Here is a 22,589-nt window from a genome sequence, read left to right as displayed (position 1 = left end):
GCGAGTTCCTTCAGCAACATATAGACACAGCCTCTCAATCCGGTTGCTTGATGCATGTCATGGGTTGCGAACAATGAATGCTACTTGAGGGATTTCGGGCGAGTCATCACTCACTCTGTTCTGCTCGGCGGTGGTCGCGTGCATCTGTCGGTAGTGATAGGCACACCAGGACGACGGCTTCTTGTCGCGTTTTTGATATACAGGTTCACCGCACATATAGGGCTCTCTGGCGTCTCCATCTTTGAAGCCGATGATGCAACGGCATTGGCCTTCCATATGGTTGACTAACAGAACCTTTTTGACACCGTCGGGCTCTTTCAACTTGCTGCTCCGGAATGCCAAGCAATATCTGCGACCCCGCGTGTTGGGCAGAGCGGCACTTGCAGCTCAGGCACTTTCATAGCCTGCGCAGACCGGCAGTTTGTCGCCCCTTTGCGCGATGAAAAGTCACTGCAGCCTCGGGAAAGCGGTTTGAACAGAGCGGAAAGCCGATTCAGCCGACCAAGTTTGGCGCGCTGTCGAGCTGCAGGAGGCCTTTGGTTCAGATTCAGGAAGCAGCGTCCTCCGCAGGCTTCGCCTGGAGTTCTGGCCCGATCAATTCTGACCTCAACGGCTCTCCAAAGAGAGCCACATAGTCTCCGTTCTAGGCTGCCGACGGTTTCATAGCTATATGTGAGGGATAGCGCGGTAGCCGGCACTCGCTGCATAGCCCTTCGGAGCGATCCGCCATCGGAGGTAAGGATCATGACCAACCATCGGGGCGTGGATCTGATCAGCTGAGACATTCCCAATCCTTCACGATCTTGGCGGCAGACCAAGATAGGTGCCAACCTCAAGACCGTACAATTTAACGTTACGTCAGATTCAAGCTCTTTTTGATCGCCTGTGAGAACATGGCCAAGCTCTCAGGCTGCCGAAAAGGTCCGCCGGCTGGTCTGGCGTCGAAGCATCCAGCGCTGCGATTCGCGTCAAGAAGGTTCGTCTGCCGTGAGATCAGAGTCGCTGCCGATGAGTTATTGTCGAAAAGGCTGCCCTGCCGGGAGATCTCGTGCTCGCTGGCCTTACGGCCGATTGCGCGCCTGAAATCCGCGTCGTCGTCATTGGATAGCTTAGTCACTTCTATCGAGCGCCAACCGTGCGATGGCAAATGCTGCCGATCCGTAGCTTTGGATGAGCCGGCAGCCTCGGCGCAGCGTCGTTGAGAAACGACCCTGCAAACGTGCCGGGAGGCCGTCATCAACGGGGGTCGTTGCTACCGACTTCGATCGATGCCAGCACTATCGTAGCGTCTGATACAGGCGGTACAGAAGCCGCGTCCGAGGTTCGATCGACGAGATGTAGAGTTGCTCATAATGGGTGTGCGCTCCCTTGCCCTCGACGCCAAGACCGTCAAGGGTCGCGGTATACCGCGCGGTGAAATTGGCATCGGAGCCGCCGCCACTGAAGCTGTCGAGCAGCTCTAGTCCAAGCTCGGCGGCAAGCGTTTTGGCGTGTGCGAAAAGCGCAGCGCCGGCGCTAGTCTTCTCATATGGCGGACGGATCAATTCGCCTGATACCTTCACCCTGATGCCTTCGGTGCGCGAGCTGATGCCCAAAATCTTGGGCAACAGCTCGTCGGCATGCGACATGGTTGGGACACGCACGTCGACCTGCGCATGGGCCAGTTCCGCGATCACGTTCGGCCTGGTGCCGCCGCGGACGACGCCCACATTGACGGTGATACCGCGCGTAAGATCGTTCATTGACTCCAGAGTCTGGATTACATGGCCGAGTTCTCGGATCGCGCTGCGGCCGTCCTCAGGCCGCGTGCCGGCATGCGCGGGCGCACCCCTGATGAATACGTTGAAGCGCGCAACGCCTTTGCGCCCGGTGACGACCTCGCCGCCCTTGCGCGCCGGCTCGGTCACCAGCACGTACTTGGCCTGCCGGCCTTCGGCCTCGATCAGCGAGCGCGAAGTTGGACTGCCGATCTCCTCGTCCGAAACGTAGAGCTGGGTAATGCCGAGTGGCGGGCGTACGTCATCAGCGCAGATTTGCCGAAATGCCTGATAGGCGAGATAGGCGCCGCCCTTCATGTCGTAGATGCCGGGGCCGAAAGCACTGTTGCCTTCAATTTTGAATGGTAGCCGTTCGATAAATCCCATTGGATGAACGGTGTCGAGATGACTCAAGACCAAAATGCCCGGTACGCCCTGCCCCCAAGAAGAGCGGATGATCAAATGATCGCCGCAGCCGTCACGTCCCGCAACGCGCTCGACGCTGGCCGGCAGGCCGCGATAGCCTGCTGCGACGACATCAGCCAGTCTGTTGACCTGATCCGGCTGCTCCGTGGGAGATTCGATCATGACCCAGCGGCGAATACCGTCGAGAATTGGGACGATTTCGAATGAGTTGCTGGACATGCTTGTCTGACGCCTTTGAATTCGATTGTCCTCGCATCGGCAAGATCACATCGCCAATGTACTCACACCAGTGTCGAGTCCGAAGGATCTAAAGAGTCGCGAGCCGTTGCGACTGAAGGCCTGCCTCCGGATCTGATCTTGCTGCGCCAACTATCTATGAGACTGTCGAGTTTAACTGAGCTACCAAAGCTGGTAGTTTTCAGCACATTGCGGCCCGATGAGAAGGCAGTGCTGGTGGGGTGAATTATTCTTATCGGATCTTCCTACGACGTCCGCTCAAATGGCATTGCCCTCACTAAGTGACCCTACGAGTTTGGACACAGGTCGCTCGCTAACCAACGCTGACGTATCACGTTCATCGCCGGACGGAGCAGTCAGAGCAGGCATTGATGAACCAGGCAGGCCGCTCCTCGTCATAAAGCTTACCATCGGTCCACGTGCGGCTGCCGTTCCGGTCGTCACGATGGTGACACCGCTCGCGATAGTTCGCATGACCAGATGGATGCAGTATCTCGCCTTGTTACCGGGACCGGCGATTACAGCGGCAGAACTGGGAATTGGCACCGCAACGGGCTTCAGCAGAACGCGCCTCAACTAGGAAGCCGCATAGGACGGCGGCCGATGATGCAGTTTGGTCGCGATCCGACCAAATGGGCTGGAGCGTCGCTGGGCCGCGGGGATGCCTACTGCGGACCGGCGCGCGCCGCCAGAATGTCTCCGTCTGTAGACGGCACCCGTACCTAATGCACCTTTAGGAGAATACGCTTTTTGGCCTCAAGAAGATGCTTATCGAGCGTCGCGTGCAGCGCACCCCGTAGCTCCGGCGGAATCGAGCCATCTGTATCGATCAATTCCCGGAACTTCCGAATAATGTGTTCGATGACTGCGATAGATTCGAGCGTTTCAAGGTGCTGCGCGAACTTCATCCATTCTCTCCTTCGGCGTGCAGCGCTTCGTCACGGTCGTCAGCTCGGCGGGAACGGGAGCTGCAACAAGCTGTCTTCGATAAAGTCGGCCCTCAGGTCGGTTCTCGGCCCAACTTGCCTTGATTACCGCGAGCGCAGGCGGCGCACGCTCTTTGAAGTTCCGCACGAGTGACCCCGGTTCGCACTTTGGCGCTAGTGAGCAGCAGTCTTGGTCGAAATACCGCAACATCAGTTAGCTCCCTCTCACGGGTTCGAAACCGCGATCAGGCGCTTCAATCGAGCGGACGCCGCGCCGCCATCAAGTGATTCTTGTCCAAGCGCGACGCCTTCCCGTAGTGTCGAGGCCCGCCCGGCTACGACTAATGCCGCGGCCGCGTTCAAAAGCGCCGCGTCGCGAAATCGGCCTGGCGCGCCATCAAGCACATTTTTCAGAGCAACCGCATTCGCCTCGGCATCGCTGCTCTCAAGCCCGTCCCGGGTGCGGGGGAGCCCGGCGTCTTCAGGCGTTACTTCGAAAGTGCGGACTATACCTGCCTCAAGCACGGCAACATAGGTTGGACCTGTGAGGGTTAGCTCATCGAGCCCGTCCGAGCCATGAACAACCCATACCGACTCGGCACCAAGGTTTCTCAAAACGTACGCCAGAGGCTTCACCCATTCGGGAGAGAATACCCCAACAATCTGCCGCTTGAGCCGCGCCGGATTGCACAGAAGCTCGACCAGATTAAAGATCGTGTGGGTTCCAAGTGCGGTCCGGATCTGGCCGATACGCTGCATTGCCGGGTAGCGGGCTGACGCAAACAAGAAGCCAATGTCGGCTTCTTGCACACAACGTGCAATAGTCTCAGGCTTGAGATCGACCTTCACGCCCAGGCGCGTCAACACGTCTGCGGCGCTTGAGGCCGAAGACGCAGCGCAGTTGACATGCTTAGTGACAGGAATGCCGGCACCAGCAACGATGAAGGAAGCACACGTCGACACGTTGAGCGAATACGCAGCGGTGTCGCCGGTGCCAGTGATACCGACGGCGTCGCACGCCGCCTCGAGCCGCGGCATTCTACTCTGCACCGCGGACGCGGCGCCGGTGACTTCGTCGATCGTCTCGCCCCTGACGCGCATCCCCATCAACAAGCCACCAATTTGGGAGGGAGTCGCGTCACCCGACATCATGCTATCGAAGGCTGCCGCAGTTTCCTCTCGTGTCAGAGTGGCGCCGCTCGCAACTTTTCCGATGATCAATCTAAGCGCTTCCATCGAACTTAAAACGTTCCTTTTTCAAACCTCGGTCTCTGCCGTCTAACGAGGTATGGTCGAAGAGACTTGGCGCGGGCGCCTTTACACAGCTGCCCGACCCATCCGCACGTGGCATGGCCTTATTGAGGGTTGAGGCGGCAGTCATCGACTATGGGCACCCGCGGCGAGGGTACAACCTGACGCAACGTGAGGATCAAGCTCGACATTTCGTGGTGCCGTCGAAGGAGATCGCCGGCCAGTCAGAACATTGTGGCTTCTTGGTGCTCAGGACCGATGGAACTGTTGCGCCCGCTTGCCGCGTCGGCAGCGGTCTCTGTATTGCGGTGTTCCGGCCGGATCACCGCAAGCTTCATAGCCTTTTAGCTGTGCGCGCCGCCGCGTCTTGGATCATTGAAGCGGCTTCCTCTACCTGCTTCGGAGTATTGGCACTGGGTAGATCGAGCGCCCGCATGAGGCGGTGAGCGCCCCGTGTTCGATCCTGCCTTACAGTCGGAATACGCCGTACTCGGCCGCGGTTGGTAGAGGCGTCGGAACGCCCCTCGTGCCCGTGTCATCCGCGAGATCATTTCAGAAAAGCGCTGCGATGATCCAGCAGATGCCAACCCAAAGCAGCGCCTTTACGAGGAGTTCGGCCAGAAGTCCCACGTTCCACCTCCTCCGCGCGTGCCGGGAGTGACCATCGCGGCTTAAGTATATGACTGTTGAGTGCTTCGGTGCGCGCCAATGTGTCATTTCATCACGCGTCGCGCCGGTTCACGGAAAACGGCCAGAGTTTGCATGCCTGGTATCACTCATAGGATCACGGTCCTCTCTCAAAGCGCGAGGATCAGAAACCCGGTTTGTTGCGCGGCGAGCATCTAGTCGATGATATGCTCGCGCATCGTCGGTACGGGCAGATTGAGACATTCGCAATTCTCATGATCTGTCAGGAAGTTCGGAGGCGGTTTTCACCTGTCCAGGATCGTACAATCTAACGCTACGTGCGTTTCAAGCCCCTTGTGCGTCCGATCGTCTGAGGATGTCAGAGCTGCGCACTCTTCAGGAGCCTAAGCTGCAACGGACTTTCATGTTCTGAATGGCGACTGTCACCGTCGGCGACCGAGGCCGCTAGCGTTGCTGTTACGTGATTATACGGAGTGCCGGTGTCTCATTTCTTTGATCTAAAAACTCCATGCTCTCAGCATGAATCCGAAAAGCATACTCTTTCAATCCGACCACTGGCGAGGCCGTGCGGAGGCAACGCGTAGAAAAGCGGAAGCGCTTGCTGATGGCAAAGCAAAGGACAGGCTGCTTAAGATTGCCATGGAATACGACAAGCTGGCTCAGCGTGCCTACCTGTGGCGGGCGCGCAGAAAAGAGGACGATACGTGGCCTGAGGAAGAGCTGTAGAGCGCAGATTCGGGCCTGTTGATCGCTCCGCGGCCCAAAGAACTAGGCAAGCGGTGGCTCAACATGCATGTTGGTGGCGCTTGCACGGACCGTGAGGCGGACAGTCTGGCGAGGCATCCCGGCGGTCCTGTGTCGCGCTCTAGATCGCGACCCTACATCGAGGGCGAGAGGCCGCAGCGAAGGAGGCCGCCTGCCCACCGCTCGCTTCAGGTCTACTCGTGTTAGTCAGCTTCTCGAAAGGTAATTCTCTTATTAGAGGGCACGCAACCCTAGACCTCCATTGCGGTCAGGACTTCGCGCTGAAGATAGAGGCCGCCGCGCCATCCGCGGTGGGCGTGTTGATCCGTTACAGGTCCTTTGTTTGGCGCTTCGTCGCGTCTGCGGTCCAGGCCGGTGAGTTGGCAGCATATCGAACTCGAGACCATTGCCTCATGCCTCAATATTCGATTTGTGTCGGCCGGAGGTGTGGGTCTTACGACCAGGTAAGCGCCCCAAGTGAGGCCTTGAACCAAGTCTGTGAAAGAGGTCTTCCGATTGGTTGCGCGCATTCGTCGCGGCCGCGGCATGCGAGCGGCTCCGGAAAGCCCCTCGTACGCGTGTCATCCGCTAGATCATTTCAGAAGAGCGCTGCGAGGATCCAGCAGATGCCAACCCAAAGCAGCGCATTTACGAGTAGTGCAGCCAGAAGCCCCACGTTCCACCTCCTCCGCGCGTGCGGGGAGCGACAATCGGGTCTTAAGTATACGACCGTTGAGTGCTTTGGTGCGCGCCAATGTGTCATTTCATCACGCGTCACGCGGGTCCATGGAAAACGGCGAGAGTTTGCATGCCTGGTATCGCTCATACGATCGCGGTCCTCTCTCAAAGCGCGGGGATCAGATTCCCGGTTTGTTGCGCGGCGAGCATCTAGCAGATGATATGCTCGCGCATCATCGCCACGGGGAGGGCGCGTTCCATCACCACAGCAATCTACATGCCACGACGCGGAAGTGCTGGGACCGCTTTGATGGAAGGAAAGAAGGCGCGTTCGACGGCCTTGGGTGGCACGGAGCCGCGGCAGGTGGTCGGATTCACGACGTAGGCGTCTGAAAGAGAACACTTGCGTTAGCAGCGAAGGGCTGAGCGCGTCGCGAGCGTCGCACCAGAAACAATGCGTCAGGAGTTGCACGTGATGGCGCGGAATAATCGCCCGACGGTCAAAGTTGCATTCAATGAGAGCAGTCGGTGCGCTGGATGTTATCCGCTCGCAGACAGTTCATGCCAGTCGTCCACGGCTCTGGTGCGAGCCCGTTCGCTTTGGGCCCGATGCGAATCGATCGGGCTTACATAGATGCGCATTGACATTGTATCAGAGCCCGATAAAGCGGCATCGCCGCGAAGCTTAACTAGTGTCGCCACTGGTTAGGCGAGGTCATGCAACGTAAACTTCAAGGATCCACTACGGGGAGCCTGCCAGGATGACGATCGCTTGATCGAAGACTGTAACGCGCCATTACGGCGGACATCATGGGCTCAAGCAGGTTGCCACCAGACACATAAAATGGCGCGGCCACGAACGCTTGCTTAGCGCGATGGTAGATATTGGTGGTGATGACGCACTTGCTCTGTCTCAGTCGATGTACGTCCAGCACTAGCTGGTATCGATGAGCAAGATGCGCCGCATGAGAGCGGCTTGGACGGAGTGTGCCTGGCCCGTCGGCCCACTATGAGCTGGAATCTGCAGTCCCCGGACTGAGTCGCCTTCGGCGGATCGTGCACGGCTCGTGGTCAGGCAATAAGCGGGCCGTTGCAATGCTAAGCGGCGACAATGCGTGCGTTAGAATGGCTAACAGAAGAGAACGGCGATGATGGAGATCTACGGCTTTCTCGGATGGTTCGCTGAAGAGTGGTACAGGAACGGCGGCGGGAGGACCGAGCCGGTTGCTCAGTCGCGAGACAACGTCATCTATGTCGAGTTCAAGGCGATCCGAGAGGCAAAGGAGGCAGCGTGCGAGCACAGATCATAGAGAAGCTGGAGGCCGGCCGCGTGCAAAGCGGCCGGCTCGCGACCCTTCCTGGATCCGGTCCTTGCGGCCTGTTCTTTGTGCAGGGGCCTTGCGGGTGCGAACTCAAGATAACTGCATTTGTCCGGCCTGGCTGGGAGCACGTTGCTGTCTCGACGCCGCGGCGCTGTCCGAATTGGGACGAAATGTGCTTTGTCAAAGATCTGTTCTGGGATGAAGAGGAGTGCGTCATGCAATTGCACCCGCCACATTCGCGGTATGTGAATAACAGCCGATACTGCCTGCACTTGTGGAGACCCATCCATTGGGACATCCCAATGCCGCCGCCGAGCTTTGTAGGCGTCGTTGGGTTAGGGCCATCAGAAGCGGCAACGTTATTTGCCCGGATGGGCGCGGCGGAATGATGGGGCTCAAGCTAGCGATATCCCGCGCTGAGGCCGAGCAGTGCTGAAGCAGCGGTTGGCGCCGCCAGAATGAGGCGTCACAGGCGGATATATGTCAGGACTGGTCGCTTGTTGCACCGTGCGGCGGTGCCAAGCCTGAATCCGGCGCTTTCGAAGGAGCCGCTGACAGCGCACTGATCCGGTTCAAGAGATGTCTCGCATGCGCGTGAGACCAATATGCTTCGGAGGAACAAAGATTGGAATTGGAATCTTGGCGGCATTCAAACCGGAGTTTGTGTAACAGTGCTGAAGGTCGGTTTGGCCCAACAACGACGTCTCATCCGGCCGACGGCTTGCCACAAGGCAATCACTTGCGATCGGTCGGAGCGATTGCGCGCTCTCTGGAGCGAAACGCATGTGGCCGAACAGCATAACGTGAAATGCCGAAATCGAAGCCAAAGCGACCGCCGAACACAATTTGACGAAGGCGCTGTCCAGGAGCCAGGTCGGCCACGAGCCGGGGCCGCCGACAATCTAGCTTGCGTTTTGGCGCTCACATTCGCCGCGTCGGCATTGAATGGAATGACGACCTTCTTTGATCCTAACAGTGGAGAAGTTACTGTTCGGTCAGATCAGATGGTGATCTCCTCAAAAGCCGCAGACAGTAACAACAACCCAACGGACCTCATAGATCGAGGGTCGCCACACAAAGGGGACGTAGTGCAACGCGCCTTGTCGATCCCACAGACCGATCCTTTCGTGATCGACACCGGACAGCCGCACCAGCTCCGACGGTGCAAAACCACGGCCGGAAACACGGAGTGTTGCCGCCCCCAACGTACGCCCGACGTGATACCGGAGTTTACCGCGGCCCGTCAGATGTTGGAGCGGTACGCTCGACAGTAGCTCTCGGAAGCAGTGCAGAGAGGGCGAATGTTCAGAGATAGAAGCCGCCAATCACTCGGGTTGATATGCTATGGCGCGTCAGAGTCTGGGTGGTCTGCGCTTGCATTCAAGCAAGACTGACGCCTCGTTAGAGCTTGGCTGAAGAGGAGTTTCGGAGGCCCCTCAACCTGCAGTAAAGGAGATGGAATGTTGCTCATTGTGGGATATGCGGGATAGGGTTCGTTTCCCCTCGTTTCCCCGGAGCACGCGCGAATGGCCTGCCTACGTTTAAAGATCTTCTCCTCGAACAGCTGCGGTACGACCGCCGGGAGGCGGCGCCGAGCGGCGATATCGCCCACGAGGACGAACTCTGCCCTGGGCTATTCCTCCGAGTCCGGCCGAGCGGCCTGAAGTCCTACAGTCGTCTACAAGGTGCCAGGGAGGGCGGCATCTCGCCCAGCGGATGGCTGCTCACCGGTAAGGCGCACCGAATCACCTTGAGCACATGGCCGCACGTTGCATTGCGGGAGGCCCGGGACAAACCCCGGCAGGCGCTCCAGGCCGCGAGCGAAGGCCGCGACCCGCGCCAGCCCAGCGGGAAATCAACCTGACGACTTCGCTTGGGCCAGCGACCGCTTTTGCTCGACACGATGGTAGAGGAGGGCCGGCTCGGCATGGCCCCAGAGGTGTGGAAGAACCTGTCGCGCTTTTTCAACTAGTGCATCAACCGCGAGTTGGTGCACGCCAACCCGCTGGACGGCCTGCGGCGACGCGTCCTGAGCGCCAACTACGAGGCGGGTAGGGCGCTGACCGACGACGAACTCCGGCAGATTTTTGGCGCAGCGCGGCCGAGATGAGCTACCCCTTCGGGCCGACCTACTAGCTGCTCCTACTGACCTGCCAAGGGCGCGGCGATTGGGCCGCGGCGTAGCGTTCGGAGCAGGACCAGGGCAAGCGCCTGCTGGAGATACCTTCCGGTCGATACAAGTCCAAGCGCGACCACCTCGTGCCAATCTGCGATGCAACCATGGCAATCATTGACGCGCTCCCGGAGCGCAACGGCAACCTGTTCACCACCAGCGGGACGACGCCGGTGTCGGGCTTCAGCAAGGCCAAGACCCAGCTGGAGAGGCCTCGGGCGTGAAGGCGCCTTACCGCTCCACGACTTCCCAGTTAGTTGCGAAACAAGGCTCGCCTCGTTGGGCTTCCCGCAGGAGGTACGCGATGCCGTCCTCGGGCACATAGTCAGGGCTTACAGCGCAGGTATAACAAGCACCAATATGCAGACGAGAAGCGCGAGGCGCTGGGCGCATTTGCAAAGCATCTAAATGCGATCCTCGATAGCTAAAATCCATCCAAATGCGAAAGCAATTAGCTAAGCACGACTACTGCGCTCGTGTGTCGTTAACAGGCCAGTGACCGCGCGAATGTAATTGGTGCGGCAACCTTTGATATGGGGGGAGAGGATTCATGAATATCGCGATCAAGCTCGCTGCTGGCTGCGGAATTGGTGCGCTGCTCATTGGTATGATCGTTGGCAACGGAAAATCGGCTCCGCCGCCCCCATCTGTTCCGCTTCCATACGATCAAGTGGGCTTTGTTCGCTCTGTTGCTACAGCAAAGTCCGCCTATAAAGCTGCAAACAACCAGCTGGCTGCCGGGGGAGCTCGTAGCAGTCGGAAGCAAGCGATCTGCAACGCGCTGCAAGGTCAAAGCGCCACGGGATGGGTGGGAAAGATCGCACAGCTCACCTCGAACGGCGACGGAAAAGGTGTCGTCAGTATCGAATTGGCTCCTGACGTGCATGTCGCTACTTGGAACAACGCTCTCTCCGACATAGGTGCTCGCACGCTCATTGAGCCTACCTCTTCCCTATTCAAGAGTCTTGCTGGAATGAAGCGTGGCGATCTCGTCCGATTCTCTGGGAGCTTCACGTCGTCTGACGTCGATTGCGTGCGCGAGCAGAGTGTCACGCTAGATGGATCGATGACAGATCCTGTGTTCACGATGCGCTTTAGTTCCGTCGCCAAGCTCTAATCGACTACAGCAAGCGCTGGCACACAAGAAGGCGAGGCGCTAAACGCTTGCCCTTGATGACGAGTTTCCATCATCGCCCGAAGAAAAGGTGCGAATGTGCTTTGCTGCTTTATTGATGGAGCTGCGGTCAGCGGCGAACCGGATCACAAAAAATGGAAAACCGAGCGAAACTTCTGGGACGGCATTTGCTTCGGACTTACCGGTGAATTGGATGACCAGATTGCAAGGTGCCGAAAGCGCTTTTCTGAACTTGCGGAAGAGTTGAGTCAGCCACCGGCGATTAAATGACGACGCGCTTAGCGTAGAGGTCCGCACCGGATGGTTTAACCCGTACAGCCGCGACGCGGACCGCGCACCGGCAGCTTTCAGCGAGGCGCAAGCCGCATTCCGTTCAGAGCAGCTCCCTGCGGGTGAGCTTCGGCGAGTGCTGGATCATCTGGGACGATGAAGCCATGCCGCCACCAGCCTCCGTCGCGGAGCTTCAACGACTGGAACAAGAGTTGCCTGATGAGCTTCAGGGACGACGGGACAGCCAACCTGCTCTGTCGTTCTCCGTCGATCAGGGTGACCTTACTTTGATCGCGACCAGCTCCTGCCAGAGGAGCTTCGGCGGCTGCTTGATGACGAACCAGCAGAGGAGCTTCAGGAACGGCGAGATGATCACTCCGCTCCATCGGCTTTCAGCGAGGCGCAAGCCGCATTCCGTTCAGAGCAGCTCCCTGAGGGTGAGCTTCCGCGCATGATGGATCATCTTGATGAAGCCCAGCCCTGGCCAGCCCCTGACGCTTCAGATGAGCTTCAGCGGCTGGAACAACAGTTACTTGATGAGCTTCAGGGGCCACGTGACAATCAAGTACTCGTTGCGCCATCACAGCGTGCAGCAGATGATCGGCGCGACATTGTCGGACACGATCCCTCGATGACTTCAGCCCCAGCACAGTAATGCGGCACACTGATCCGTAGCAGCAGTGGCCTGCACGGCGTCGAAGTCGGCATCGCCAATATCCGTGAGGATGACGATCTCGCCGTCGAGCACGAAGTGCTGGGTCCGCAGCTTCAGGGCGGCTTCGACGATCAGTGGGTAGCGCCACGTCCAATCGAGACCCGCCTTGGACAACAGTCGGACGCGGTCGCCATCCCGCTGAAGGAGACCGCGATAACCGTCCATCTTGATTTCAAGAATCCAGTCGGGTCCGTCCGGTGCGGCTTTCACGGCCTTCGGCGTGCAATACTCGATACGCTTTTGCATGTGCGGGATGTAGTCACCATCTTACGGAAGTGGAGTCCGCTATTGACATTCGCGATTATGTCCGCATATTGCGGACAAGGCTGAGCGGAATTGTCCCCGGCCGATTGTGAGGGAAACCCCAATGACGGAAGCTACGACGATGGATCAGCAAGACCAGGTCGCGCGCATCGAGCGCATGCAAGAAGAGACCCGCAAGTTCGTCGCCGAGCAACACAACCTGATGGCCGAACGTGGCAAGCTGTCCCGCGACATGGTCCTCGCGCCTTGGCAGATCGCAGTCGCTGGAATGACGGCCGAGGCCGCTCTGTTCGGCGCTGGCGCGGCGTTTATGAAGTTGTTCGGGGCATGACCCCGAACCGCTTCGCCGAGTGTCTGGCCTCGCTGCGGTGGACGCAGCGGGGCCTCGCCGCGATCCTCGAATGCGACGACCGACTGGTCCGGCGCTGGGCATCGGGAGAGGCGGACATCCCGGCGAGCGTTGCGGCGTGGCTTGAGACTCTCGCGCAGGCTCATGACGCGATCCCACCCCCGCAGGGATGGAAGCGCCGCCAGAACGCTTAAAGCCCTCTGCGGTCAACCCGAGCGGGCTTTCGTTTTGGGGATTATATGCTTGACACCACACGGTACAGAACCTAGTTGGCGCGCTGTGGGCGGTGCTTCGGCGCTGCCCGCTGGCGCGCCCGATGTCGAGATAACTCCAGCCATGATCCAGGCTGGGCGTAACGAGCTTGCGGGGGTGGACTAACGAGACCGAGTTGGTTTCTCGGATTTTTTCTGAGATGCTTCGTTTGCGTGAGCGATGACGCCGCGTAGTTCTTCAAGGTAGTGGCACGCGGCGGAAATGCGTTCACTGATTTCCAGAATTCACTCAGGAGGGAAGCCTTCGCCATAGACCTTTGACGGTGGCGCGCCTTTTCGGCGCCTTCGAAGGGAATAGGCGGCGGCATGAGGAACGCCATCTACGCGCTGCCAAAGTCCGTGAACAATGAGATTGCGATCTTGTTCTAGGTCTTGAAGGTCGGAGGCGACGTTCTTCCACACTTCAGAAATCGGATGGTGCTGAGCTTGGATAAGTTTGCCCAGCATCTTGGAACGTTGCCGGAACTGAATATCTTCGGTCACGCATCTGCCCATGGCGTGATCGACGCGGAATCTGGAGTCTACTCCAGTTGTTAACTGACCCATTGGACCGCGATCGACCCCAGATGTCGGTTGCGGTATCGGAGGCCCGCCCCGGCAAGGGCGGGCTTTTCCGACTCAACGCACAAGTGTGGATGCGAATCGGTATGGAGTCCATACCTAGTCGTTAACAGCTATTTACTTTCGCGCTTTTTACTTTTGCGCTTTGCGCGCCGTCTCACGAATCGCCGGGCCAGCCGCGATAGATCGCGCTTAGTGAGATTGACGATACGGCAGACGCTTGCCAGCCGCGCCCTTGACGGCAAGGTCTGCACGTTCACCGTCCTCAACGCCGGTCGCGGAGCGGTTGGAATAGCGGAAGTCAAATTCGGCAAGGTAGCGATGCAGGTGCTTCTCGCTGCAATGCTGATAGACGCCCTTCATGCCGCGCTTGAAGATCGAATAGTAGGCCTCAACCATGTTGGTCGAGATCGCTTCGCCAGCTTCGTAGCGGACATACTCGTCACGCGAATGGACCACGGTCTTGTGGGTGGCAACGCTGTGAATGTCGGCAATGACGCGATAGTGGTGGTGGGTGGACCTCTCCCGTGTGAAGGTTAAGCTCCTCGTATGGTTTTTGATCCTCTATGCCCCTCCGGGCACCAGGCATCCACCATGGACGACACAAACTGTGGTTCGCCGGCTTCGAGCATCGCCGGCCTCTTTTCTACCGACGGCGCCAGCCAAACAGCGACCACGGCCGACAATGCATGCCGGTCGCCCCAGCGAACAGGACAGTCGACGCTCGCCACGCGCTCCGCAGCAACCGCCGCATTGTCTCGTTCCTGCACTTCAGCTGACGCTCGGCTCTGGTGAAGACCTCGAGACCCCGAACCGAGAGCGATAATAGTCTGCACCGTGTTCGTTCTAAGCCTCACGGTTCAAACAGACCGGGAGCGATGTCCTCAGCCGGATCCATAACTCTTTGGAACTGGTCGAGCGTTGCACCGAGCTAAACTACAAGGTCATTTGCCAATTTACTTCCCGAACAATGGGAGGTGGCATTCTAAACTTACGGCCCCTAACCCTCTCCGCGTAGCGCGCAAGTCGCTATTACGATTGTCGTCCCGTGGCTTCGATATAATCCCAGTCTCACACCGGAAGTAGCGCGGGCGCGACTCGGCGCCAATCGGGCTGGGATGGATCAGTCGCTGTCCCTGCCACGCCCGCACTACTGATCGAAGTTAGCAGAAACGTGACTCGGCGCCCAAACACCCCACGCATACACGGGGCAAGCGCTGTCCCTGCCACGCTCCGCTAACTTCAAAGGCATTGTACGTGGACCAGCTTTCCGAAAGCTGACGATCCCGACGCGATTTGCCAAAAGAAGGATAGCCGGAGTGGGGCGGTTCCGTCTGTCTAGAACCCACCCCTCTGGCCAGCCTTCGCCTGTTACGGTTATCAGGTCGATCAGCTTGCCTCCGAAGGTCTCGTTAAGGATCGTCAACGGAGGGCATCCGTGCTCTGAGCATAGTATGATTGGTGCATTGGCCGAGGACGTATTCCAGTTCCACGGCGCTAGGTAGACGAAAGGACCGTTCTCGGTAGGAAAGCTCAACCACAGCAGATTGCTCGCTGATTCGCGTTGAAGGCCTGCGCCAGCGTCCATGATTAGGCACGGGAGATCGGTAAATTCGGCCGCGATGTTCGGCTGATCCATCCCTACAAAGAGGCGTGGGACGCGGAAAGCAATAGCCGAAGCCGCGTCTCGACCAACAATGCCCATTGTGGGCGTCAACAGCGCCGAGAAGGCGTTCAACGAGTGATCTCCTGGTTCGACGGCGAACACAGGGGATCGATGCCTTGCGAGATCACCACGATGTAATCGGGACTGACGGCGTGACATGTCTCCCGATGGCAGTCCGCGCTCCATCAGCCGGGCTGGAGCCAGGCTGGTAGCACACCGTGGCGGCCCACCCCTGTCTCGTCGCTGTTGGTCGACGTGGCAGCACGGTCGCCCGCTGAACGCGTAAGCCTTGGCTGCGGCCAGCGCTGCCCCGGCCCGATCTCGGTTACGGCCTCATAGCTGAGGCTGCCGGATTCCGGCAGTGCTCAGGCACACCTTAGGCTTCCGAAGCTGTCTCATCGCGCGCGGCATTAGCACGCGGAAACACGTCCGGAATCCGCTACGCCTCAGACATACTGCACCAACTTGAGGTGATCATCTGTAAGGACAGGGGAGCGAATGGAACAAGAGATGTCTCGAAGGAAGGTGGCTAGAGTCCGGCTCGCGCGATTGCGATCCTCGAAAGATTGCGGTGCCGGTGCGCGTGTACGGAGCACTGCCAATTCGGACCTGACCAGGTCGGACGCTGCTTCTGTGCAATCGGAGATAGAAAACCGACCAGAAGACATCACAGCGTGGGCCAGCCCCAGCGTGGTGAGCCAACCCGCATAGATCAGCACGGCACCGTCTGTCTCATTCAACGCAGAGAGTTCCTCAATTGCAGCAGCATGGACTGATGACGCACCAAGTGACCGAAAGAGATCGCTTATCTCGTCACGTGTGGCTTTGGAGAGCAGGCAGCGGCCGAGATGTGATAGGAGCGCCTCAGTCGGACCTTCGAAGATGCGGAGGATGCGAGCGTCTCGGTATATTTTGGCTAGAGGCGTCCCCTCATCGTAACCACGGCCGCCTACCAGCTGGACGCATTGATCAGCGACAATGCCGCACCACTCCGAGGACAAAACCTTCGTTGCCGAAGCAAGGTGCACGTTGGGCGCGCCCTGCGCTGAAATTAGTCGGCAGGAAGCGGCCAGCATCGCCTTTACTACTTCCCGCCGCAGCACCATCTGCCCAAACAACTGCCAGATGTAGCTGTTCTCGATCATGCGAAGTTTACCAAGTCGGCGATGGCTTGCATAAGAGGCTGCGAGCTGGATAGCGCGCTCAAGCGCTCCAAGACCCATAGCAGCCACACCGATACGGCCGCGGTTCATACTAGACGCCGCCGCGCCCCAGCCGTCTTGATCGCGAGAGAGCACGTAAGCACGCGGCACCTCGACATCCTGAAACTCCAGAGTATTCTGAATAATGCCACGTAGACCGAGTGTGCGATGTTCGTGCGTGACCTTTAGGCCTGGGGCCTGCCTATCAACGAGTACACCAACGAGCCGACCTTTCGCATCGGGACCAGACGCGCGCGCAAAGCAAACGATCCAGCGAGCCCAGTCAGCCAGGCCGATCCAGATCTTGCGGCCCGAGATACGAACTCTATCTCCGTGCATGAGAGCGGAAGCCTCTATATGCCTCGGGGCGGAGCCAGCTCCAGGCTCGGTCAACGCGAAAGCGCAGAGATCGCCGCGTGTTGCACCACAAATGATATGTTTTTGTTCGGGGATGTGCGGTGCCGCTTCGATGCAGGGCAACGCCAAAAAGTTATGGATGACGAGGGTAGAGGCAGCGGAGACATCGAAGGATGCAGTGGCGGAGATGAGGTCGATGGCCTCCTGCAGGGAAAGGCCTAATCCGCCGTGCTCTCCTGGTGTGGTGAGCCCGAACAGTCCATGCTTTGCCAATGTGCTGTGCAGGGTTGGCGGGAATGCTCGGCGGTCATCCGCGTCCGCGAAGTTCAGCTGGCTGAGATCAGCGATCAAACTGGAGTATAGTGCAGCTGCACGGCCTTCAGCTGTGCGTTCTTGCGGCTCGCCGAAACGAGCGTAAACCTGAGTGTTCATAGCCATAAGCCCCACAATGATCCCGGCCGCGCTTCGTGCCAATTCATCCCGGTGGCTCGCTCGGTTAGACATTGGTATAGTATGGATGTGGGGGCAGTATAAGCACGCTGCCTGGGACTTGGATTGGTTGCGACCGCCCCGCGGGCTTTAAGATGCGTCTTGTCGCTATGACCTACCGGAGTGCACGCTCGTTTTCAGTCTCGTTCCATTCTCCTCAAGACACTCAGCGCGGTCGAGTGGTGTTTCGTAAAAAAGATGGCCTCCTGTGGAGACGTCCGTCGTGCCCTATCGCCAGCATAGGGAGGCGGCACGTGACTTATGGCATTTATCATGTTCACTGCCACTTCGAGATACCGAAGAAAGACGCGCCGCGCCAATTAAGCGAATGATCTCGAGCCTGCGAGCAGATCACTTTCATCGTGCTCACCGCCGCCGACCTTGATCTCTCGCCACAGGCACCCGTGACTTAGACCCTGTTGTTACCGAAGAAAAGCCGCAAGCAAATTAAGTCTGGCCCTACCCTCATATGGGTAGGCAGAGGGTTGTGCTTTGCATTGCAAGCTCGCCCGAAATAAAAACCCTGGCATTCCTGCCAGGGTCTGCATGTCATCGACACTTCGAGAGTGTGGATCAGAAGTCCATCCCGCCCATGCCGGCGCCCGGAGGCATTGCTGGACCAGCCGCGGCCTTCTTCGGCAGCTCGGCAACCATCGCTTCCGTCGTAATCAGCAGTGCCGCCACGGAGGAGGCGTTCTGGACCGCGGTACGAACGACCTTTGTCGGGTCAATTATGCCCTTGGAGACAAGGTCGCTGTACTCGCCTGTCTGGGCATCGAAGCCGTAAGAGTACTGCTCGTTGTCGAGGACTTTGCCGACCACGATCGAACCGTCTTCACCGGCGTTGATCGCGATCTGGCGGGCCGGCCAGGACAGCGCCTTGCGCACGATCTCGACGCCGGTCTTCTGGTCGTCGTTCTCGGTGTGCAGGCCCTTGAGCTGCTCGGAGGCACGGAGCAGGGCGACGCCGCCGCCCGGCAGGATGCCTTCCTCGACGGCGGCGCGGGTCGCATGCATCGCGTCATCAACGCGATCCTTGCGCTCCTTCACCTCGACCTCGGTCGCGCCGCCGACGCGGATCACCGCGACGCCGCCCGCGAGCTTGGCGAGACGCTCCTGGAGCTTCTCACGGTCGTAGTCCGAGGTGGTCTCCTCGATCTGCGCCTTGATCTGGGCGACGCGCGCCTCGATGTCGGCCTTCTTGCCGGCGCCGTTGACGATCGTGGTGTTCTCCTTGTCGATCATCACCTTCTTGGCGCGACCGAGCATGTTGAGCGTGACGTTCTCGAGCTTGATGCCGAGGTCTTCCGAGATCGCCTGGCCGCCGGTCAGGATCGCGATGTCCTGCAGCATGGCCTTGCGGCGATCGCCGAAGCCCGGAGCCTTGACGGCCGCGACCTTCAGGCCGCCACGCAGGCGGTTCACGACCAGGGTGGCGAGGGCTTCGCCTTCGACGTCCTCAGCAACGATGACCAGCGGCTTGCCACTCTGCACCACGGCCTCAAGCAGCGGCAGTAGCTCGTTCAGCGAAGAGAGCTTCTTCTCGTTGATGAGGATGTAGGCGTCGTCCATCTCAACGCGCATCTTCTCGGCGTTGGTGACGAAGTAGGGCGAGATATAGCCGCGGTCGAACTGCATGCCCTCGACGACGTCGAGCTCGGTCTCGAGCGACTTGGCCTCCTCGACGGTGATGACGCCCTCGTTGCCGACCTTCTTCACGGCGTCGGCAAGGAACTTGCCGATCTCGGCATCACCGTTGGCCGAGATGGTGCCGACCTGGGCGATCTCGTCATTGGACGTGACTTTCTTCGAGTTCTTCTCGAGGTCGGCCACGACAGCGTCGACCGCGAGGTCGATACCGCGCTTGAGGTCCATCGGGTTCATGCCGGCGGCAACCGACTTGGCCCCTTCACGGACGATCGCGGCGGCTAGGACGGTCGCGGTGGTGGTGCCGTCGCCGGCCGCGTCAGCGGACTTGGAGGCGACTTCGCGCACCATCTGCGCGCCCATGTTCTCGAACTTGTCGTCGAGCTCGATCTCCTTGGCGACGGCAACGCCGTCCTTCGTGATGCGGGGAGCACCGAACGACTTGTCGAGCACGACGTTGCGACCCTTCGGACCGAGCGTGACCTGCACTGCATTGGCGAGGATGTCGACACCGCGCAGCATGCGATCCCGCGCGTCTACTCCGAATTTGACTTCCTTGGCTGACATAAAGAATTCCTCAGTTCTTATTGTTGTTCCTTCAAGACGCCCGGTGGGCGCTCGTAGGAGGTGAGCTGTGCGAGTTAGGCGGCTTTCTTCTTGGGAATCTCGTCGGTGAGAACGCCCAGGATGTCGCTCTCCTTCATGATCAACAGGTCGCGCCCCTCGATCCTGACCTCCGTGCCGGACCATTTGCCGAACAGCACGCGGTCGCCGACCTCAATGTCGATCGGGATCAGCTTGCCAGCTTCGTCGCGGCCACCCGGGCCAACGGCGACGACTTCGCCCTGCGAGGGCTTTTCCTTGGCTGTGTCCGGAATGATAATGCCGCCAGCGGTCTTCTCATCGGCGTCGATGCGCTTGACCACGACGCGGTCGTGAAGCGGACGGAAATCCATGCAAGTCTCCTGAGCGTTCGAACAAGTTAGAGATAGTCACATAGTGACCAGCCCAAGTGTAGCAAAAGTCAGGCCAAATGAGCTGTACGCTGAAATTCCGATGAACAGTTGCCTGTGCTCCGTGTCTTTGTCTGAAATCAAACGCCCTCATGTACACAGCTCGTCAAGCTGTTGCGAAAATGACATCACGTTTCGCCGAAACACCCGGATTGAGACGAGCGTCTCTCAACATAGCACGGTCGCGCGTTATACCGATCGAAGCGCCGCGTGTTTCGAGGACGGTGGCCGGACCGCACATATTGCTAGCTCTGACGGCGGCATCTAGGTTACCCCCCGGCTCCGCCGGGAAGGCAGCAGAAGTTTGACATTTCAGGCGCGTCCATCGACGAAATTTGCGGCTGGTGAGCCACCACGGAAACGAGAAGGAACTTTTCGACCCACCATCACCACGAGAGCCTAAGCCAACGCAAATGCGAGTGCAAAGATCATGTGCTCTTCATTACCAAGTGTTGCAGGAACGCTGTAGACGAGTTGAGGCAGCAGCTCCGCGGTGTGTTCCGCAGATTGGCAGTGCAGAAGGAATTCGGATTCGAGGAGAGGCAGTTGATGCGCGCTCATGTTCACATGATGAGCGTTATCACAGCCGGATGTGCGGTGTCGCAAGTGGTAGGGTACATCTAGGACAAGAACGCTGTCCATCTGGCGCGGGTCTATGGAGAGAGGAAGCACAACTTCGTAGGCAGCACTTCTGGACCCGGGGATACGTCGTTTCCACCGCCGGTCGAGACGAAGCGGTGATCATGGAATAAACCCGTAAGCAGGAGGCCGAGGACGCCCGGCTCGACCAATGAACATGTGGCGCAAAGGTCGCCTTCGGGCGGCCAATAAAACCGGGGCGCGCCAGCGTCGCCCATGGCCGCTTCGAGCGTCTCAATTCGCAAGGCCCGGCTTTGCCGTTGATACTTACCAGCTGATGCCGGCGCAACCTACGGTGCACCAGACTCATCGAAGCGCGGCGCTCGATAAATTTGACTTAGCCTCGCATACAGCAAGTACCAACTATCTCGAAAAGATCAGCCTATGTTTCCCGTAAGAGGGCGTGCTTCAAGAGAGGACATGATCGATTTGTATCGAATTGTCGACGCCCAGCCGCGGCACTGTCGCTCAAAATCTGTTGAATTTCCCGATCGTTTGAAGACCGATAGCGGTCGAACAGATCTGCGCCAACGCCGCGGAGGCTTGCTTGCCCGCAGGATTTGGGCTTTGAGAGCGGCCGCGCTTCTCAGAAGAATAAAGTATTCCGAGGATGGGATCCCCCGCAGCTGCTTGCAAATTGCGTTAGCGAATCCGAGATGGCAAACTGCGGTCGGCAGAGCACATTCGCGCAACCGTGATCGAGCTGATTGGCTATTGCTGAGCACGAGAGATCACTCTGCCCGGAACGCTCCAAGAGAATAGCCGACAGGTGACATTCAAGCGAAGCCGATCTTTCGGCCATCGCGAGCCGCAGACAATGATCTGGCCCACGGAGAGCGCGTCTGCCGGCGTGGGTTCGAATTTGGATTGCGGGGGGGCGCCGTACCTCTCGGTGCGACAGGTTTCCCTTTTGATGTCGATGGCACGCGATAGCCGTCATGGATCAAGGGGACGGGCCGACATATGAATTGTATACCTTGATATGCGTTGTGCGGCCGCGTCTAGCGTGTGATTTCGGCTTCGGAGTCGAAATTCACCCGAGCCCCGCGCCCAATGGAACAAGCACCGTGTCATCTCTAGAAGTACACCAGCACATAGTCTCGCTACTTCAGAAGCCGAATCCCGTCATCCTGGACATTGGCTGCAATGACGGGACCGATACGCAACAGTTTCTCAACCTGTGCCCGCAAGCTCAGCTCTACTGCTTTGAACCAGACCCCAGAGCAATCGCGCGCTTCAAGAAGAAGTTGGGCGCATCTCTCAACAGGGTGAAGTTGCTTGAAATCGCCATCAGCGATCGGAACGGGATGATCGACTTCCATCCAAGCAATGCAGATGGTGAGGCGAAGGAATGGGACCTCTCCGGCTCAATACGCCGCCCGAAAAATCATCTGACCGAGTATGATTGGGTTCGGTTCGACCGCCCTATTTCGGTCGAAACGCGGAGATTGGACGACTGGTGCAGCGAAGCCAAGCTGAACACAGTCGATTTCATCTGGATGGATGTCCAGGGAGCCGAAGCTGATGTTATCGCCGGCGGCATGCAGACATTAAGCAACACGCGTTTCATCTACACGGAATATAGCGATCGCGAGCTCTACGAAGGGCAGTTGTCCATGCGAGCCATTCTGGACCTGTTACCTTCATTCGAGGTGGCTGCCCACTACCCACGCGCCGTGGAAGGTGATGTATTGCTCAAGAATGTGCGCTTCTAGTGTATACTCATAGGACGCCTCATTGATCGCTGGAAGATCTCACCAGGGCGTTCTATGTCACCAAAGCCACAGAACTGGGACGGGGAGTCCGGTCTTTGCCACTCAAGACCCCACGCAGGACATCCGCTTGGGC

At 58.7% G+C, this 22,589-nt stretch carries 17 protein-coding genes and 2 pseudogenes; 8 read left to right on the top strand and 11 right to left on the bottom strand.

Going from position 1 to position 22,589, the window contains the following annotated elements:
* Nucleotides 1-57: 57 nt before the first annotated feature.
* The 4 genes from HZZ16_RS29710 to trpD all read right to left on the bottom strand — a co-directional run bounded on the left by HZZ16_RS29710 (nucleotide 58) and on the right by trpD (nucleotide 4,582).
* Entirely contained in the window at nucleotides 58-321 is a 264-nt protein-coding gene (locus HZZ16_RS29710; RefSeq protein ID WP_197953446.1) for a hypothetical protein, read from the bottom strand.
* Between the two features lie 956 nt (nucleotides 322-1,277).
* Entirely contained in the window at nucleotides 1,278-2,402 is a 1,125-nt protein-coding gene (locus HZZ16_RS29705) for a M20 family metallopeptidase (protein WP_197953445.1), read from the bottom strand.
* Nucleotides 2,403-3,142: 740 nt separating this feature from the next.
* On the bottom strand, nucleotides 3,143-3,328 hold the full coding sequence (locus HZZ16_RS29700; RefSeq protein WP_197953444.1) for a hypothetical protein: 186 nt from the start codon (nucleotides 3,326-3,328) through the stop codon (nucleotides 3,143-3,145).
* A 243-nt stretch (nucleotides 3,329-3,571) separates the two neighbouring features.
* A complete protein-coding gene (gene trpD, locus HZZ16_RS29695; RefSeq protein ID WP_197953443.1) occupies nucleotides 3,572-4,582 on the bottom strand; it encodes an anthranilate phosphoribosyltransferase in 1,011 nt (336 codons plus the stop codon).
* A gap of 3,233 nt (nucleotides 4,583-7,815) precedes the next feature.
* On the opposite strand from trpD, the gene HZZ16_RS29690 reads away from it, so the two are divergent.
* The 4 genes from HZZ16_RS29690 to HZZ16_RS29680 all read left to right on the top strand — a co-directional run bounded on the left by HZZ16_RS29690 (nucleotide 7,816) and on the right by HZZ16_RS29680 (nucleotide 11,279).
* Nucleotides 7,816-7,977, top strand: coding sequence for a hypothetical protein (locus tag HZZ16_RS29690; protein ID WP_197953442.1), 162 nt, complete (start codon nucleotides 7,816-7,818; stop codon nucleotides 7,975-7,977).
* Entirely contained in the window at nucleotides 7,959-8,378 is a 420-nt protein-coding gene (locus tag HZZ16_RS38595) for a DUF7694 domain-containing protein (RefSeq protein WP_446479850.1), read from the top strand. Before HZZ16_RS29690 ends, HZZ16_RS38595 begins: the two co-directional genes overlap by 19 nt.
* A gap of 1,088 nt (nucleotides 8,379-9,466) precedes the next feature.
* Nucleotides 9,467-9,853, top strand: coding sequence for an Arm DNA-binding domain-containing protein (locus HZZ16_RS38455; protein WP_197953507.1), 387 nt, complete (start codon nucleotides 9,467-9,469; stop codon nucleotides 9,851-9,853).
* 859 nt (nucleotides 9,854-10,712) lie between these two features.
* A complete protein-coding gene (locus HZZ16_RS29680) occupies nucleotides 10,713-11,279 on the top strand; it encodes a hypothetical protein (RefSeq protein WP_197953441.1) in 567 nt (188 codons plus the stop codon).
* 559 nt (nucleotides 11,280-11,838) lie between these two features.
* Here the strand turns inward: HZZ16_RS29680 and HZZ16_RS38000 are convergent.
* Entirely contained in the window at nucleotides 11,839-11,973 is a 135-nt protein-coding gene (locus tag HZZ16_RS38000) for a hypothetical protein (protein WP_283815878.1), read from the bottom strand.
* Nucleotides 11,974-12,034: 61 nt separating this feature from the next.
* Here HZZ16_RS38000 and HZZ16_RS29675 point away from each other — a divergent pair, with 61 nt between their 5' ends.
* Nucleotides 12,035-12,202: a hypothetical protein gene (locus HZZ16_RS29675; RefSeq protein ID WP_197953440.1), complete on the top strand. Its 168-nt coding sequence runs from the start codon at nucleotides 12,035-12,037 to the stop codon at nucleotides 12,200-12,202.
* A 2-nt stretch (nucleotides 12,203-12,204) separates the two neighbouring features.
* On the opposite strand, the gene HZZ16_RS29670 is transcribed toward HZZ16_RS29675, so the two are convergent.
* The gene (locus HZZ16_RS29670) at nucleotides 12,205-12,528 is read right to left on the bottom strand and encodes an ATP-dependent DNA ligase (protein WP_197953438.1); all 324 of its coding nucleotides are present in this window, start codon (nucleotides 12,526-12,528) and stop codon (nucleotides 12,205-12,207) included.
* A gap of 121 nt (nucleotides 12,529-12,649) precedes the next feature.
* On the opposite strand from HZZ16_RS29670, the gene HZZ16_RS29665 reads away from it, so the two are divergent.
* The gene (locus tag HZZ16_RS29665) at nucleotides 12,650-12,877 is read left to right on the top strand and encodes a hypothetical protein (RefSeq protein WP_197953437.1); all 228 of its coding nucleotides are present in this window, start codon (nucleotides 12,650-12,652) and stop codon (nucleotides 12,875-12,877) included.
* 515 nt (nucleotides 12,878-13,392) lie between these two features.
* Here the strand turns inward: HZZ16_RS29665 and HZZ16_RS29660 are convergent.
* From HZZ16_RS29660 to HZZ16_RS29640, 5 genes and pseudogenes are all read right to left on the bottom strand, one after another.
* Nucleotides 13,393-13,650 (bottom strand): hypothetical protein, encoded by a 258-nt coding sequence (locus HZZ16_RS29660; protein ID WP_197953436.1) that lies wholly within the window; start codon nucleotides 13,648-13,650, stop codon nucleotides 13,393-13,395.
* A 270-nt stretch (nucleotides 13,651-13,920) separates the two neighbouring features.
* Nucleotides 13,921-14,220: pseudogene (locus tag HZZ16_RS29655) on the bottom strand (transposase); the annotation flags it as partial.
* A 1,620-nt stretch (nucleotides 14,221-15,840) separates the two neighbouring features.
* Nucleotides 15,841-17,385, bottom strand: a complete 1,545-nt coding sequence (locus HZZ16_RS29650) for an acyl-CoA dehydrogenase family protein (protein WP_197953435.1) — start codon at nucleotides 17,383-17,385, stop codon at nucleotides 15,841-15,843.
* A 630-nt stretch (nucleotides 17,386-18,015) separates the two neighbouring features.
* Nucleotides 18,016-19,656 (bottom strand): chaperonin GroEL, encoded by a 1,641-nt coding sequence (groL, locus tag HZZ16_RS29645; protein ID WP_197953434.1) that lies wholly within the window; start codon nucleotides 19,654-19,656, stop codon nucleotides 18,016-18,018.
* Between the two features lie 74 nt (nucleotides 19,657-19,730).
* The gene (locus HZZ16_RS29640; protein ID WP_197953433.1) at nucleotides 19,731-20,045 is read right to left on the bottom strand and encodes a co-chaperone GroES; all 315 of its coding nucleotides are present in this window, start codon (nucleotides 20,043-20,045) and stop codon (nucleotides 19,731-19,733) included.
* Between the two features lie 489 nt (nucleotides 20,046-20,534).
* On the opposite strand from HZZ16_RS29640, the pseudogene tnpA reads away from it, so the two are divergent.
* Nucleotides 20,535-20,854, top strand: a pseudogene (tnpA, locus tag HZZ16_RS29635) (IS200/IS605 family transposase).
* 954 nt (nucleotides 20,855-21,808) lie between these two features.
* A complete protein-coding gene (locus HZZ16_RS29630) occupies nucleotides 21,809-22,456 on the top strand; it encodes an FkbM family methyltransferase (protein ID WP_197953432.1) in 648 nt (215 codons plus the stop codon).
* Nucleotides 22,457-22,589 lie beyond the last annotated feature (133 nt).

Origin of the sequence: Bradyrhizobium glycinis, assembly GCF_016031655.1 — a bacterium.
In the GTDB taxonomy this organism is placed as follows: domain Bacteria; phylum Pseudomonadota; class Alphaproteobacteria; order Rhizobiales; family Xanthobacteraceae; genus Bradyrhizobium; species Bradyrhizobium glycinis.
Note: the sequence above shows the minus strand (reverse complement) of the source record. Positions and strands in the feature narration are given on the sequence as shown.

What these genes read in the sequence shown, in the direction of transcription:
- HZZ16_RS29705 (WP_197953445.1), bottom strand. Translation starts at nt 2,402, where the DNA reads ATGTCCAGCAACTCATTCGAAATCGTCCCAATTCTCGACGGTATTCGC.
- HZZ16_RS29700 (WP_197953444.1), bottom strand. Translation starts at nt 3,328, where the DNA reads ATGAAGTTCGCGCAGCACCTTGAAACGCTCGAATCTATCGCAGTCATC.
- trpD (WP_197953443.1), bottom strand. Translation starts at nt 4,582, where the DNA reads ATGGAAGCGCTTAGATTGATCATCGGAAAAGTTGCGAGCGGCGCCACT.
- HZZ16_RS29690 (WP_197953442.1), top strand. Translation starts at nt 7,816, where the DNA reads ATGATGGAGATCTACGGCTTTCTCGGATGGTTCGCTGAAGAGTGGTAC.
- HZZ16_RS29680 (WP_197953441.1), top strand. Translation starts at nt 10,713, where the DNA reads ATGAATATCGCGATCAAGCTCGCTGCTGGCTGCGGAATTGGTGCGCTG.
- HZZ16_RS29675 (WP_197953440.1), top strand. Translation starts at nt 12,035, where the DNA reads ATGAAGCCCAGCCCTGGCCAGCCCCTGACGCTTCAGATGAGCTTCAGC.
- HZZ16_RS29670 (WP_197953438.1), bottom strand. Translation starts at nt 12,528, where the DNA reads ATGCAAAAGCGTATCGAGTATTGCACGCCGAAGGCCGTGAAAGCCGCA.
- HZZ16_RS29665 (WP_197953437.1), top strand. Translation starts at nt 12,650, where the DNA reads ATGACGGAAGCTACGACGATGGATCAGCAAGACCAGGTCGCGCGCATC.
- HZZ16_RS29650 (WP_197953435.1), bottom strand. Translation starts at nt 17,385, where the DNA reads ATGAACACTCAGGTTTACGCTCGTTTCGGCGAGCCGCAAGAACGCACA.
- groL (WP_197953434.1), bottom strand. Translation starts at nt 19,656, where the DNA reads ATGTCAGCCAAGGAAGTCAAATTCGGAGTAGACGCGCGGGATCGCATG.
- HZZ16_RS29640 (WP_197953433.1), bottom strand. Translation starts at nt 20,045, where the DNA reads ATGGATTTCCGTCCGCTTCACGACCGCGTCGTGGTCAAGCGCATCGAC.